Raw genomic sequence first — 13,757 nt, 5'->3', positions numbered from 1 at the left:
CCTTCAGGCGCTTGCTCTCCATGACCGACCAGACCGTATCGACGTCCGCCCAGCTGACCGGCAACGTCCTTTTCTACCAGAAGCCCGAGCCGCTCAGCCCCGAGCTGCACGGCGCGCTGGGCGTCAACCCGGTGGACCGGCCCTGGGGCTTCCTGGCGTCCACCCACGTGGTGCCGCTGACGGTCACCGAGTTCGCGCCGGCGGCGCTGAGCTATCCGGTCATCTTCGTGGGCGAGCAGAAGCAGCCGGTGGCGGTGATGGGGCTGCGCCAGGGCGACAATCTGTTCGTCGACGCGTCCGGCGACATTCGTCCCGAGGCCTATCTGCCGGCCTTCGCGCGCCGTTATCCGTTCGTCTACGCCAATGACGAAGCCCAGAACCGGCTGATCCTGTGCGTCGATCGCGGGGCCGACTTCGTCCGCGAGAACGCGGCCATCCCGTTCTTCGAGGACGGCAAGCCCAGCGCCTACACCCAGCAGGCGCTCGATTTCTGCAACAGCTTCGAACAGGAGCGCGCCCGCACCGACGCCTTCGTGAAGCTGCTGAACGACCTGGACCTGTTCGAGGTCAAGGAGGCGATGTTCACCCCGCGCCTGCCGGACGGCTCGACCGGCGAGCCCCAGCGCATCGCCGAATACACGGCGGTGTCGGAGGACAAGCTGAAGGGCCTCTCGCCCGAGAAGCTGGTGGAGCTGCGCGACAACGGCGCCCTCGGCCAGATCTACGCCCATCTGGTGTCGCTGCTGGGATGGGAACGGCTGATCTCCATGACCTTCCAGCGCCAGGCCCAGCAGCCGGTCGCGGCGAACGCCTGAGGTCTCAGCGCCGCGCGAACAGGGTGCGGGTCAGGCAGGAGAAGACCAGCCGGCCCGCCTCGTCCAGAAGATCGTGCTGGGCGATGACGATGCCCTTCTCGTCGCCCACCGGATCCTTGCCCATCACGGTCATGCGCCCGCGAAGCAGCTCGCCGGCGGGCGGATTGCGGGAATAGCGGACGGCGTCGACGGCCAGCACCTTGGCGCGGGCCCAGCCCCGCGCCCGTTCGCCCGCCATTCGGGACCATAGGGCGTAGACCATGGCCTCCGGCGCGCCCTCCTCCACCGCATGGCCCGGCGCGAACCGTTCGGCGAACAGGGCGAGCGCGTCGGGATCGACGGCGCAGGCCCCCAGGGCGGAGACCTGGCCGACCTCCCAGTCCTCGAAATGGACCAGCAGCGGCTCGGCCGGGGCTCCAGGCGGGGTGCTCATCAGGCGGCGGGCTCCTCGGACACCTTGACCAGCAACTTGCCGTCATGGTCGCCGGTGAACAGGCGGTTGAGCGAGGCGACGGCGCCCTCCAGCCCCTCGTCGACGTGAACCTTCCATTTGACCCGACCGTCGGCGAGCCAGGGCCCCATCTCCTGGACCATTTCGCGCGCGCGCGGCGCGTAGTCGAGCACCAGGAACCCGCGCACGTTCAGCCGGTGGGTGATGATCCGGGCGAAGTTCGGCGACGGCGGGGCCTTGGTGGCGTTGTAGGCCGAGATCAGCCCGCAGACCGCGATGCGGCCGAAGGTGTTCATGCGGTTCCAGACGGCGATCATGATGTCGCCGCCGACGTTCTCGAAGTTGAGATCCACGCCGTCCGGGGCGAGGCGGTCGAGCGCGGCGCCGACATCCTCGGCCTTGTAGTCGATGGCGGCGTCGAACCCGAGCTCGTCGGTCAGCCAGGCGCATTTCTTCTCGCCGCCGGCGATGCCGATGACCCGCGCGCCCTTCTGCTTGGCGATCTGGCCGGCGATCGAGCCCACCGCGCCCGCGGCGGCCGACACGACCATGGTCTGGCCGGGCTTGGGATCGAGCACGTCGGTGACGCCGGCCCAGGCCGTCAGCCCGGTCATGCCCAGGACGCTGAGATTGGCGGTCAGCGGCATGCCCGGCGCCCTGTGAACGGGACGGAGCCCGGTCTCGTGCACCACCGCATACTCCGCCCAGCCGCCGTTCAGGGGCGTGACCACGTCGCCGGTCTTGAACCGGTCGGAGCGGCTGTCCTCCACGACGCCGAGGGTGAGGCCGCGCATGACGTCGCCCAGGCCGACCGGCGGCAGATAGCCTTCCGCGTCGTTCATCCAGGTGCGGTTCGTCGGATCGAGCGACAGATAGACGGTGCGGACCAGGGCCTCGCCCTCCGCCAGGTCGGGGATCGGCGACTCCACGAGTTCGAGGTCGGCGTCCGTGACCAGCCCCCTCGGTCGCTGGCGCAGCACCCACTGTCGGTTCATGCGGGCCATGGCGATCCTCCTCGGTCTTGAATGAGGACGCAGGTGTGCCGCGCCCGGGCGGACGTGTCGAGCACGAAAAAGGGCGGGTCCCGAAGGTCCCGCCCGGAGTTCGCATCATCGAGAATGAGGCGCGGAGGCGACAGATCGACAGGCGTCGATCTCAAGTCGGGGGGGCGTCGCCGCCTCCGCAAGTGGCAAACGGGGTTCGGCGGCTTCGGTTGCGTGACCCGCGCGATTTTTTCGCGCTGAGGGCGACCGCTGCGCTTTGGCGCGCACCGGAACGCCTGCGCGACAGCCCGCGTTGATCCCGAAACGTCACAGGAGAACCGCATGACCCACCAGGATCCGCACAGCAAGGCCGCCGACGCCGTCCACGAAGGCCGCCCGGTCGAGGCCCAGTACGTGCGCCAGGGGCGCGGCGGCGCACGCATCCTGCTGGTCCTGCTGGGAGGCCTGGCCCTGGTGACGATCGCGTTCGGCGTGATCTATCTGGCGTCCAGCGGGCCTTTATCCGAAACCAACCCGAACGACGGAGACCAGGCGGTCGACGCGGCGGCCTTCCAGGGACCGGCCAACCGCGACGAGGTTCCGGCCGCCGACGCGCCCACCACGTCCGAAGGCGAGCCGACCGCGCCGCCCACCGGCGTCGCGCCCAACGTCAACGCCCCCACGGTGTCGGCTCAGCCCGGGGGCTGAGCCGTGGCCCCGTAAGCGCCGCCTTGATCAGGCGGCTTCCTTCTGGCGAGCGGGGTGGAAGAACAGCGCCTGACTGATCGCGGCCTTCACCGTTTCGGGCTGGAACGGCTTGGTGATCAGGAAGGTCGGCTCCGGGCGCTCGCCGGTCAGCAGGCGCTCCGGGAAGGCGGTGATGAAGATCACCGGCACGTCGTGCTGCCCGAGGATGTCCTTGACCGCGTCGATCCCGGACGACCCGTCCGCCAGCTGGATGTCCGCAAGGACGAGGCCCGGCCGATGCCGGGCCACCGCCTCCACCGCCTCGTCACGGGTCGTGGCGGTGGCGCTGACGTCATGGCCGAGCTCGCGCACCAGGCTCTCGATGTCGGCCGAGATGATGGCCTCGTCCTCAATGATGAGGACGTCGGTCGCCAGTTCGGCGTCGATGTCCGACTGCGCCTCGGCGATCAGCCCCTCGACGTCGCTCACCGGGGCGTCGAGGATCTGCGCGGCCTCCGAGGGGGTGAAGCCCTCCAGCGCCGTCAGCAGGAAGGCCTGCCGCGAGCGGGGCGCCATGCGCATCAGACGGGACGCCGGATCGCCGCCGCCGGCCTCCGCGCCGGTCTCGAGCTGGGCGCCCGTCGACGACCAGATGGCGTGGAACACATGATACAGCGCGACCCGGGGCGTCATCGACGGCGGCAGTTGACGCTCGCCCGCGGCCACCGCCTCGAGCGCGACGCGGACATAGTTGTCGCCGGTCGCCTGATCGCCGGTGAGGGCGCGGGCATAGCGCCGCACATAGGGAAGGTGCGGCGCGAGTCTGGCCAGAAGGCTCATGATGGAGGGTCCCCGACTAACGTTTCTACGGCGCACGCTCCGGCGGCCGGTTCCGTCCACAACGTCGCAATCCGGCAACGGTTCCAACGCCGTCGAGCGAGGTTAACGCGATTTAAGGCCAAGCCTGGGAACTCCCCGGGTGTGATGACGTTTCGGCGTCTCAGTCGGAAAAAAGGGCGGCGTAGTCCTCAATGATCGATTCATCCAAGTCGCCCGGGAAGAAGCCCCGAGCGGCCGCATCATCGCCCGCGCTGGACGAGGCGCGGCTGAGGCAGCAGGCCATCGGGGTGCGCCTGCGCCACATGTTCGATCAGGTGGTGAACGAGCCGGTTCCGGACGAGTTTCTGGAGATCCTGCGTCGCGCCGACGACAAGGGCTCCAAGTCCTGATGGCCGCGCCCAAGCCCCCCTCGAGCGACGACGGCGCCTTCCGCGACCAGCTGGTCACCCTGATCCCGCACCTGCGGGCCTTCGCGCGCACCCTGACCGGCGATCCCACCGCCGCCGACGATCTCGCCCAGGACGCCATGATGAAGGCCTGGGACGCGCGGGCGAGCTATCAGATGGGCACGAACATGAAGGCCTGGACCTTCATGATCCTGCGCAATCAGTTCTATTCCGAGAAGCGCCGGTCCTGGCGTCAGTCCCAGCTGGACCAGGAAGCCGCCGAACGCACCCTGGTGGCCGTCGACGATCCGGAAGCGCCGGTCGCGCTGGACGAGCTGCGCCAGGCCCTGGCGACCCTGCCGGAGGAACAGCGCGAGGCGCTCATCCTGGTCGGCGCGGGCGGTTTCGCCTACGAGGAGGCCGCCGCGATCTGCGACTGCGCCGTCGGCACCGTGAAGAGCCGGGTCAGCCGGGCGCGCCGCGCGCTGCAAAGCGTCCTCGAGCAGGGCGGTTACGCCCGCGACGGTCGGGCGGCCGGCGACGCCATGCGCTCGATCCTGGCCGACGCGGACAGGCTCAGCGGAGCCCGGCAGGGCTGAGATGGCCCGCCGCTGGCGGTCCTTCGGCCGATCATTCGGATCCGCCCTCGGCGGCAAGGCCGGGCGCTTCTCCGGCATCCGGTTCCGGCTGGGCGTGGCCTTGGCCATTGCCCTGGCGCCGATCCTCGTGCTCGGGGCCATCCAGGCCGAGGCGGACTTCACCGCCCAGGCGGCGCAGCGGCGCGACGCCCTGCGGCTGGCCTCCGAACGCGCGGCCGCGACCAGCAAGGCCCGGCTGGACGGCGCCGTCGTTCTGCTGGAGACCCTGCGGCCGGACGCGGTGGGGGAGTACTGCACCCCCCGTCTCGCGGCGCTCGCGGATCGCCTGCGCGGCTATGAGGCGATCTTGAGGGTGCGCGCCGACGGCACGGTCGGCTGCGGGACATTGGAGGCCGGTCGAACACGTTCGGTCGCGGGGCAGACCTGGTTCGAGCAACTGCGTATGGGCCAGACCTCGGTCGCCCTCAGGGCCCCGTCCGCCCTGGCGGCGGAGCCCGCGCTGGTCGTCGCCGTCCGCGCGGAGCGGCCGTTGGGTGGCTTCGACGGGGCCCTGGCCGCCGTGGTGTCCCTCGAGGAGTTGCGGCCCGACGTCTCGGATCCCGCCCTGCCCGAGGGCGCGGAGGCGGCGCTCACCGATCGCGAGGGCCGCATTCTTGTGGCCACCGACCCTGCCGCCTTCGCCATCGAGGGCGCGCCCCTTAGCGGATGGGTGACGCGGGCTAGGGCGTCGGCCTCCGAACTGTTCACGGGCGTGGACGCGAACGGTCGCCGCCGGATCTACGCGGGCGCGGCGCTCGCGGGCGAGGATGTCTATGTGGTCCTGGCCGCCCGCGATCCCGGCCTTTGGTCCTGGGCGCGCCTCAATCCGATCGGCGCCCTGGTCCTGCCCCTGTTGGCCTGGCTCGCGGCCTTCGTCGCGGTGATGTGGGTGAGCGAGCGCATCGTGGTGCGCTGGCTGGATTATCTCGAGCGGGTCGCCGCCATCTACGCCCGCGGACGCTTCGGCATACGGCCGGTCCAGGCCGCCGCCGCGCCCTCGGAGATCCGCCTCCTGGCCGGAACCCTGGGCGAGATGGCGGAGCACATCACCGAGCGGGACCTGTCCCTGACCAACTCCCTGGCGGAGAAGGACGCGCTGCTGCGGGAGGTCCACCACCGGGTGAAGAACAACCTGCAGATCATCTCCTCGCTGTTGTCCTTGCAGCAGCGGGCGCTGGACGATCCCGCCGCCAAGGCGGCCCTTCGCGATACGCGCCAGCGGATCTCCGCCCTGTCGCTGATCTATCGGACGCTCTACCAGAGCGCGGACATCCGCCGGGCCGATCTCAGCGAGTTCCTGAACGATCTGGTGGGCCAGCTGGTGGCGTCCGAGACCGGGCGCGGGCCGGTGGTGACCAGCGAGGTCCGGGCCGACTCCCTCGTCGCCGACCCGGACAAGCTCGCCCCCCTGGCGCTCTGGCTGGTGGAGGCGGTGACCAACGCCCAGAAACACGCCTTCGCCGACCGGGGCGGTCATCTGGCGGTGCGCTTCAAGGTGTCCGGCCAGACGAGCCTGCTCGAGGTCGAGGACGACGGGCCGGGGGCGGACGAGGACCGCGTGGGCTCCGGCGTCGGCTCCACCCTGATGCAGGCGTTCGCCCGTCAGCTGCGCGGCGAGACGACCCTGGCGGCGGCCCAGCCCCAGGGTCTCGTGGCGCGCCTGGTCTTTCCCACGCCCGAGGCCCTGAGGCCGGTCGATCCCCGCGATGTCGAGGGCGGAACCGGGGGCTGAGCGGGACGTTCAGTGCGGGTCGAAGAACGCACAGGCCGCCAGCCCCCGTCGGCCGCCACCCAGGAGCCCAAGATGCGCAAGATTTTCGTTTTCGCCGCCGCCGCCGCCGCCCTGGCCGTGGCCGCCTGCAACACCGTCGCCGGCGTCGGCGAGGATGTGGAGGCCGTCGGCGAAGCCACCACCGAAGCGGCCCGCGAAGCTCAGGACTGAGAGCTTCCTCCCGGAAGACGAAGCCCCGCCGGCGACCGCCGGCGGGGCTTTTCCATGCCCGGGCCCGCCGCTAGGCTCGTCCCCAAAACCTGTGGGGGAGGAAACCGATGGCGCAGACCGATGCGGTCGAAGGACCGAGCCAGCGTACGGTGGTGGCGGCCTCGGCGGCCGGCACCGCCTTCGAATGGTACGACTTCTTCATCTTCGGCTCGCTGACGGCGGTCATCGCCCGGCACTTCTACGCGGAGGTCGGGGAGGCGACGTCCTACATCCTGGCGCTGCTGACCTTCGGCGTCGGCTTCGTCGTGCGGCCCCTGGGCGCGCTCGTGTTCGGCTGGTTCGGGGACCGGACGGGGCGCAAGACCACCTTCCTGGTGACGATCACCCTGATGGGCGTCGCGACGGTGGCGATCGGCCTCCTGCCCGACTACGGCCAGATCGGCGTGGCGGCGCCGATCCTCCTGATCTTCCTGCGCATCCTCCAGGGTTTCGCCCTGGGCGGCGAGTACGGCGGCGCGGCCATCTACGTCGCCGAGCATTCGCCGAACCACAAGCGCGGCTACCTGACCGGCTGGATCCAGACGACGGCCGCCCTCGGCCTGATCGGCGCCCTCAGCGTCATCCTGATCACGCGCCAGATCGTTGGGGCCGAGGCCTTCGACGAGTGGGGCTGGCGCATTCCCTTCCTGCTGTCGGCCTTCCTCCTGGCCATCTCGCTGTGGATCCGCCTCAAGCTGAACGAGAGCCCGGCCTACAGGAAGATGGAAGCCGAGGGCGGCGAGCGGCGCGCCCCCTACCGCGAGTCCTTCCTGACGTGGAGGAACGGCCGCTTCGTGCTTCTGGCCCTGTTCGGGATCATGATCGCCCAGGGCGCGGTCTGGTATTGCGGCTATTTCTACACCCGCTTCTTCATGGAGCGGGTGCTGAAGGTCGAGGTCGCGCTCGTCGACCAGCTGGTCCTCGCCATCACCGTGGCCTCGGCGTTCTTGTACGTCTTCTTCGGCTGGCTGTCGGACAAGGTGGGACGCAAGCCGGTCATGCTGGGCGGCATGGTCCTGGCGCTGATCGCCTTCTTCCCGGGCTTCCACGCCTTGACCCGGGCGGCGAACCCGGCGCTCGCCGAAGCCCAGGCCCGCGCCCCCGTCGTGGTCGTGGCCGACCCGGCCACCTGCGCCGTCCAGTTCGACCCCGTCGGCAAGGCGGCCTTCGCCAGCTCGTGCGACATCGCCAAGAGCGTGCTGTCCAACGCCGGCGTCTCCTACACCAACGAGGCGGCGTCCGCCGGGACGGTCGCGCGCGTGCGCGTCGGCAACGTCGAGGTCGCGTCCGCCGAGGGCGAGGCCCTGGCGCCCGCCCGGCTCGTCGAGACGCGGGCCGAGGTCCAGGGCCGTATCCAGGCCGCCCTCGCCGCCGCCGGCTACCCAGACCGCGCGGATCCAGCGCGGATCGATCTGGTGCAGGTGTTCCTGATCCTGATGGTGTTCATCGTCGCCGCGACCGCCCTCTACGGGCCCCAGGCCGCCGCCCTGGTGGAGCTGTTCCCCACCCGCGTCCGCTACACGGCGATGAGCCTGCCCTACAACATCGGCACCGGCTGGGTGGGGGGGCTTCTGCCGGCGACCAGCTTCGCGCTGGTGGCGGCGTCCGGCGACATCTATTTCGGGCTCTGGTACGCCGTCGCCTTCACCGCCGTGGCGGTGGTGGTCAGTCTGATCTGGCTGCCCGAGACCAAGGGTCGCGACCTGAACGACATCCAGACCTGACGCGTTCGAGCCAGGTCCCCACAGTCTGGAGCCTTCCATGTCCGCTTCGCGCGACGCCGGCCTGAAGCTCATTCGCGAGCACGCCCTGATCGACGGCAAGCCGGTGACCGGCGCCGCCTGGATCGACGTCGACGATCCGGCGACCGGGGAGGTCATGGGACGCATCCCCGACCTCGGCGCCGCCGAGACCGAGCGGGCCGTCGCGGCGGCGACGCGCGAGTTCCCCGCCTGGTCGCGGGAGGACCCGCACAGGCGCGCCGCCATCCTGCGCGACTGGGCCCGGCTCATCGACGAGAACACCGAGGCGCTCGGCGCCCTCATGGCCATCGAGAACGGCAAGCCCTTCGAGGAGGCCAAGGGCGAGGTCGCCTACGCCAACGGCTTCATCAAATGGTTCGCCGGCGAGGCCGAGCGTCTCATCGGCGACACCCAGGACAGCCCGCTGGGGCACACGTTGGTGACCTTCCGCCAGGCGATCGGCCCCTGCGCCTTGATCACGCCCTGGAACTTCCCCGCCGCCATGCTGACGCGCAAGCTCGGCCCCGCCTTCGCCGCCGGCTGCACCGCCGTGGTCAAGCCGGCCAGCCAGACACCGTTCACGGCCATCGCCCTGGTGGAGTTGGCCTACAGGGCCGGCGTGCCCGGCGGCGCGCTGAACCTGGTGACCGGCGACGCGGCGACCATCGGCGGGGTCCTGACCGCGTCGCCGGACATCCGCAAGCTCAGCTTCACCGGCTCGACCCCCGTCGGCCGCAAGCTGATGGAGCAGTCGGCGCCCACCCTGAAGCGACTGTCGATGGAGCTGGGCGGCGCGGCCCCTCTGATCGTCTTCGCCGACGCCGATCTGGACCACGCCGCCGAGGAGACGGTGAAGGGCAAGTTCCGCAACTCGGGCCAGACCTGCGTCTGCCCGAACCGGGTCTATGTCGAGACCCCGGTCGCCGAGGCCTTCGCCGCCCGGCTGGCCGACAGGGTTGCGGCGCTGAAGGTCGGGCCGGCCTTCGAGACCGGCGTGAAGGTGGGCCCCCTGATCGAGCCGAAGGCGCTCGACAAGGTGCGCCGGCACCTGGACCACGTGCGGTCGACCGGCGGCCGGGTCCTGACCGGCGGCGAGGATCACCCCCTGGGCGGCCGCTTCTTCCAGCCGACCGTGACCCTGGGCGGCGAGGAAAGCCTGTTCCGCGAGGAGGAGACCTTCGGACCACTCATCCCGGTCTTCCCTTTCGCCGATGAAGCCGAGGCGATCCGGCTGGCCAACGGGTCGGAATTCGGGCTGGCCTCCTACCTCTTCACCCGCGACCTGGATCGCGCCTTCCGGGTCGGCCGCGCCATCGAGGCGGGCATGTGCGGCGTGAACACCGGCCTGATGTCCACCGCCGTGGCCCCCTTCGGCGGGGTCAAATCCTCCGGCTACGGCCGCGAGGGATCGACCCACGGCATCGACGAGTATGTGGACATCAAGACCCTGACGCTGGCGCTGCGTCGCTGACCGATCAGGCGCGCTCGCTGTCCATGAACCTGAGCTGCGCTTCCGGATAGCGCCCGCCCGCCGCCGAGCCGGGCGGGACGGCCGCGTCGATCGCCGCCAGTTCGTCCGGCGTCAGGACCACGTCGACGGCGCCGAGCGCCTCCGACAACCGCTCGCGCCGCCGCGCCCCGACCAGCGGCACGACGTCCTCGCCCCGCGCCAGCGCCCAGGCGATCGCCACCTGCGCCACCGTCGCGCTTCGGGCCTCGGCGAGCGCGCGAAGCCGCTCCACGAGCGAGAGGTTGTGATCCAGGTTCTCGCCCTGGAAGCGCGGGCTCGCGGCGCGGAAGTCCTGGGTCTGGCGATCGCGGGTCCAGTGGCCGCTGATCAGCCCCCGCCCGAGCACGCCGTAGGCGGTGATCCCGATCCCCAGCTCGCGACAGGTCGGGACGATCTCCACCTCCAGCCCCCGCGACAGGATGGACCATTCGATCTGCAGGTCGCAGATGGGGTGCACCGCCGCCGCCCGCCGGATCGTCCCTGGACCCACCTCCGACAGGCCGATGTGGCGCACATGACCCTGCTGGACCAGCTCGGCGATGGCCCCGATCGTGTCCTCGATCGGCACGGCCGGGTCCAGCCGCGAGGGCCGGTAGATGTCGATGTGGTCGACGCCCAGGCGCTTCAGCGAATAGGTGACGAAGTTGCGCACCGAGTCCGGACGGCAGTCGTAGCCGCGAAAGCCCATCGCCGGATCGCGCAGGGCGCCGAACTTCACGCTGATCACCGCCTGGTCGCGACGGCCCCTCAGCGCCTCGCCCAGCAGCATCTCGTTGTGGCCCATGCCGTAGAAGTCGCCCGTGTCGAACAGGGTGATCCCGGCGTCGAGCGCGGCGTGGATCGTGGCCAGGCTCTCGTCCCGGTCGGCCGGTCCGTAGAAGTCGGACATGCCCATGCAGCCCAGGCCCAGGGCGGCGACCTCGGGTCCGGTGCGGCCCAGGCGGCGGGTGTGAAGGGTGGCGGTCATGGCGGTCTCCCGGTTCAGCGACGCCGCGACTTATGCCAGCCGCCGGTGTGTGCGATAATCCGGCAATGTCGCAACGGGCCGTACGGATTTCCGGACAATGAAGCCGTCGCTGGATGATCTTGAGCTGTTGATGCGGGTGGTCCGACGAGGCGGCTTTCGCGCGGCGGCCCAGGAACTGGGGACCTCGCCCTCTCGCGTGTCGGACCGCATCCGCGCCTTGGAGGACGCGGTCGGCGCCCGCCTGGTCAACCGCACCACGCGGTCGGTCAGCGCCACCGAGGCGGGCGAGGCGCTGCTGGCGCGGGCGGGGCCGCTGCTGGACGATCTGGCCGAGGCTGTGGCGGCGGTGGGCCTTCAGCCCGACGCGCCGGTGGGGCGACTGCGGATCAACGCGCCGGGCGCCGCCGCCATCGCGCTCGGTCCGCTGCTCGGGCCCTTCCTGAAGGCCCACCCGGGAATCCGCATGGAGGTGACGGTCGAAGACGCCTTCTCCGACGTGATCGGCCAGGGCTTCGACGCCGGCGTGCGCTATGGCGAGCGGCTGGCCAAGGACATGATCGCCGTCCCGCTGGGGCCGCCCGAACGCTATGTGCTGGTCGCCGCGCCGGCCTTGATCGAGCGCACCGGGGTCCCCCGGCGGCCAGACGACGCCCGCGACCTGCCGGCCGTGCTGACACGCCTTCCCGGCGGCGTCGTGCCCTGGGAGTTCGAGCGGAACGGCGCCCTTGTCCGCTTCGTGCCCGAAGCCCGCCTGACGGTGACCGGATCACCGCTGGGCCTCGCCGCCGCGCGCGACGGCCTGGGCTTCTACATGACCTTCGAGGCCTGGGCCGAGCCGGACATCCGGGCCGGTCGCCTGGCGACGGTGCTGGACGACTGGCTTCCGCCCTTCCCCGGCCCCTTCCTCTACTATCCCTCGCGCCGTCATCCGCCGCCGGCGCTGAGGGCGTTCCTGGACTGGCTGCGCGCCGTCAAACCGGCAGCGCGGCGCGCTTGACCACCGTCCGCATCGCGACCGAGGACGACACCCGGTTCACCCCCGGCAAGCGGGTCAGGGCCTTGGCGTGCAGCCGCTCCAGATCGTCCACGTCGCGCACCACCAGCCTGAGCAGGTAGTCGGACCCGCCGGTCATCAGATAGCACTCCATCACCTCCGGGACGGCCGCGACGGCCTGTTCGAAGGCGGTCAGGGCGGCTTCGGCCTGGGACGCCAGGGTGACGGTGACGAAGACGCTGATCGGCAGCCCCACCGCGCGTTCGTTGATGACGGCGGCGTAGCGGCCGATGACCTGGGCCGCCTCCAGCGCCTTCAGCCGCCTTAGGCAGGCGCTCTCGGACAGGGCCACCTGACGCGCCAGGTCGGCGTTCGTCATGCGCCCTTCCGCCTGCAGCAGCCGCAGCATCTTGCGGTCGATCCCGTCCAGTTCCACGGCGGAAACTGTCTTCATTGCGCCATTCCCTCGCAGACAGTGCGAAGATAGCCGCCCTGACAGGCCGAAAGAAGCACGAAGCGCCGCCGGACCGGCGATATCCTGCCCCTAACGAAAACACCCAAGGGAAGAGCGTCATGCGCGTCGGCGTACCGAAGGAGATCAAGACCAACGAGCACCGGGTCGGCCTGACCCCGACGGCGGTGCGCGAATATGTGGCCGCGGGCCATCAGGTGGCGGTGGAGACCGGCGCGGGCCTGGGCGCGGGCTATACCGACGAGGACTTCACCCGCGCGGGGGCGACGATCTCGCCGGACGCCGCGACGGTCTTCGCCGAGGCCGAGATGATCGTGAAGGTGAAGGAGCCCCAGCCGTCGGAGTGGGTGCGGCTGCGCAAGGACCAGATCCTGTTCACCTACCTCCACCTGGCGCCCGATCCCGAACAGACCAAGGGATTGATGGCGTCCGGCTGCGCGGCGGTCGCCTATGAGACCGTCACCGACGCCAAGGGCGGGCTGCCGTTGCTGGCGCCGATGTCGGAGGTCGCGGGGCGGATCGCCGTCTTCTCGGCCGCCGAGACGCTTTTGAAGCACAACGGCGGCATGGGTCTGCTGTTCTGCGGCGTGCCCGGCGTGGCCCCGGCGCGGGTGCTGGTCCTGGGCGGCGGCGTGGTCGGCCTGAACGCCGCGCGCATGGCGGCCGGTCTGGGCGCCGAGGTCGTGGTGATGGAGCGCTCCATCCCGCGCATGGCCTACATCGACGAGGTCACCGGCGGCCGGGTCATCACCCGCTACTCCTCGATCGGCGCGATCGACGAGGAGGTGGTCAAGGCCGACGTGGTCATCGGGGCGGTCCTGGTTCCGGGCGCGGAGGCGCCCAAGCTGGTCAAGCGTGAGCATCTGAAGCGGATGAAGCCCGGCTCGGTGCTGGTCGACGTCGCCATCGACCAGGGCGGCTGCTTCGAGACCAGCCGCGCCACCACCCACGAGGACCCGACCTACACGGTCGACGGCGTGGTGCATTACTGCGTCGCCAACATGCCGGGCGCGGCGCCGCGCACCAGCTCGGAAGCGCTGAACAACGCCACCCTGCCGTTCGGCCTGGCGCTGGCGAAGGATGGGCTGGAGGCGCTGCGCAAGAACCCGCACCTGGCGCGCGGGCTGAACGTGCTGAACGGCCAGATCACCTATCCGGCGGTGGCCGAGGCCATGGGCCTGGACTGGACCGACCCGTTCGGCGTCTGGCCGCACGGCTGACCTCGCGTCGGAGGGGGCGACGAAACGGCCGCTCATGCGTTAAGCTTCGCCGCCTCCCCGACCTGTCAGGA

The 13,757-nt window shown here is 70.7% G+C and carries 15 protein-coding genes; 10 read left to right on the top strand and 5 right to left on the bottom strand.

Features of this window, described 5'->3' with window-relative positions:
• Window positions 1-20: 20 nt before the first annotated feature.
• A complete protein-coding gene (locus ACFFGE_RS07910) occupies window positions 21-815 on the top strand; it encodes a SapC family protein (protein ID WP_376835772.1) in 795 nt (264 codons plus the stop codon).
• A gap of 4 nt (window positions 816-819) precedes the next feature.
• Here the strand turns inward: ACFFGE_RS07910 and ACFFGE_RS07905 are convergent, their stop codons facing one another.
• Window positions 820-1,248 (bottom strand): acyl dehydratase, encoded by a 429-nt coding sequence (locus ACFFGE_RS07905; protein ID WP_376835771.1) that lies wholly within the window; start codon window positions 1,246-1,248, stop codon window positions 820-822.
• Entirely contained in the window at window positions 1,248-2,270 is a 1,023-nt protein-coding gene (locus tag ACFFGE_RS07900; RefSeq protein ID WP_376835770.1) for an NADP-dependent oxidoreductase, read from the bottom strand. The genes ACFFGE_RS07905 and ACFFGE_RS07900 overlap by 1 nt, the downstream gene beginning before the upstream one ends.
• A gap of 321 nt (window positions 2,271-2,591) precedes the next feature.
• Here ACFFGE_RS07900 and ACFFGE_RS07895 point away from each other — a divergent pair, with 321 nt between their 5' ends.
• Complete coding sequence (locus ACFFGE_RS07895; protein WP_376835769.1) at window positions 2,592-2,957, top strand: hypothetical protein; 366 nt, start codon at window positions 2,592-2,594, stop codon at window positions 2,955-2,957.
• Between the two features lie 27 nt (window positions 2,958-2,984).
• Here ACFFGE_RS07895 and phyR read toward each other — a convergent pair whose 3' ends face one another.
• Window positions 2,985-3,776, bottom strand: a complete 792-nt coding sequence (phyR, locus tag ACFFGE_RS07890; RefSeq protein WP_376835768.1) for an anti-anti sigma factor/receiver protein PhyR — start codon at window positions 3,774-3,776, stop codon at window positions 2,985-2,987.
• A gap of 191 nt (window positions 3,777-3,967) precedes the next feature.
• Here phyR and nepR point away from each other — a divergent pair, with 191 nt between their 5' ends.
• The 6 genes from nepR to ACFFGE_RS07860 all read left to right on the top strand — a co-directional run bounded on the left by nepR (window position 3,968) and on the right by ACFFGE_RS07860 (window position 9,994).
• Window positions 3,968-4,165, top strand: a complete 198-nt coding sequence (nepR, locus tag ACFFGE_RS07885; RefSeq protein WP_376835767.1) for an anti-sigma T factor NepR — start codon at window positions 3,968-3,970, stop codon at window positions 4,163-4,165.
• Complete coding sequence (locus ACFFGE_RS07880) at window positions 4,165-4,761, top strand: sigma-70 family RNA polymerase sigma factor (RefSeq protein WP_376835766.1); 597 nt, start codon at window positions 4,165-4,167, stop codon at window positions 4,759-4,761. The genes nepR and ACFFGE_RS07880 overlap by 1 nt, the downstream gene beginning before the upstream one ends.
• Before the next feature lies 1 nt (window position 4,762).
• Window positions 4,763-6,532, top strand: a complete 1,770-nt coding sequence (gene phyK / locus ACFFGE_RS07875; RefSeq protein ID WP_376835765.1) for a sensor histidine kinase PhyK — start codon at window positions 4,763-4,765, stop codon at window positions 6,530-6,532.
• A 72-nt stretch (window positions 6,533-6,604) separates the two neighbouring features.
• Window positions 6,605-6,742: an entericidin A/B family lipoprotein gene (locus tag ACFFGE_RS07870; RefSeq protein WP_376835764.1), complete on the top strand. Its 138-nt coding sequence runs from the start codon at window positions 6,605-6,607 to the stop codon at window positions 6,740-6,742.
• A gap of 107 nt (window positions 6,743-6,849) precedes the next feature.
• A complete protein-coding gene (locus tag ACFFGE_RS07865; RefSeq protein ID WP_376835763.1) occupies window positions 6,850-8,505 on the top strand; it encodes an MFS transporter in 1,656 nt (551 codons plus the stop codon).
• Window positions 8,506-8,542: 37 nt separating this feature from the next.
• Window positions 8,543-9,994, top strand: coding sequence for an NAD-dependent succinate-semialdehyde dehydrogenase (locus tag ACFFGE_RS07860; protein WP_376835762.1), 1,452 nt, complete (start codon window positions 8,543-8,545; stop codon window positions 9,992-9,994).
• Between the two features lie 4 nt (window positions 9,995-9,998).
• Here the strand turns inward: ACFFGE_RS07860 and ACFFGE_RS07855 are convergent, their stop codons facing one another.
• A complete protein-coding gene (locus ACFFGE_RS07855; RefSeq protein ID WP_376835761.1) occupies window positions 9,999-11,000 on the bottom strand; it encodes an aldo/keto reductase in 1,002 nt (333 codons plus the stop codon).
• A gap of 97 nt (window positions 11,001-11,097) precedes the next feature.
• Here ACFFGE_RS07855 and ACFFGE_RS07850 point away from each other — a divergent pair, with 97 nt between their 5' ends.
• A complete protein-coding gene (locus ACFFGE_RS07850; RefSeq protein WP_376835760.1) occupies window positions 11,098-11,997 on the top strand; it encodes a LysR family transcriptional regulator in 900 nt (299 codons plus the stop codon).
• Here ACFFGE_RS07850 and ACFFGE_RS07845 read toward each other — a convergent pair.
• Entirely contained in the window at window positions 11,972-12,448 is a 477-nt protein-coding gene (locus ACFFGE_RS07845) for an Lrp/AsnC family transcriptional regulator (protein ID WP_376835759.1), read from the bottom strand. The genes ACFFGE_RS07850 and ACFFGE_RS07845 overlap by 26 nt on opposite strands.
• A gap of 119 nt (window positions 12,449-12,567) precedes the next feature.
• On the opposite strand from ACFFGE_RS07845, the gene ald reads away from it, so the two are divergent.
• Entirely contained in the window at window positions 12,568-13,686 is a 1,119-nt protein-coding gene (ald, locus tag ACFFGE_RS07840; protein WP_376835758.1) for an alanine dehydrogenase, read from the top strand.
• The last annotated feature ends 71 nt before the right edge of the window (window positions 13,687-13,757 follow it).

The sequence above is a fragment of the Brevundimonas balnearis genome (assembly GCF_042434805.1).
Taxonomy (GTDB): domain Bacteria; phylum Pseudomonadota; class Alphaproteobacteria; order Caulobacterales; family Caulobacteraceae; genus Brevundimonas; species Brevundimonas balnearis.
The sequence above is the reverse complement of the archived record's forward strand: the minus strand, read 5'-3'. Positions and strand labels throughout refer to the sequence as shown.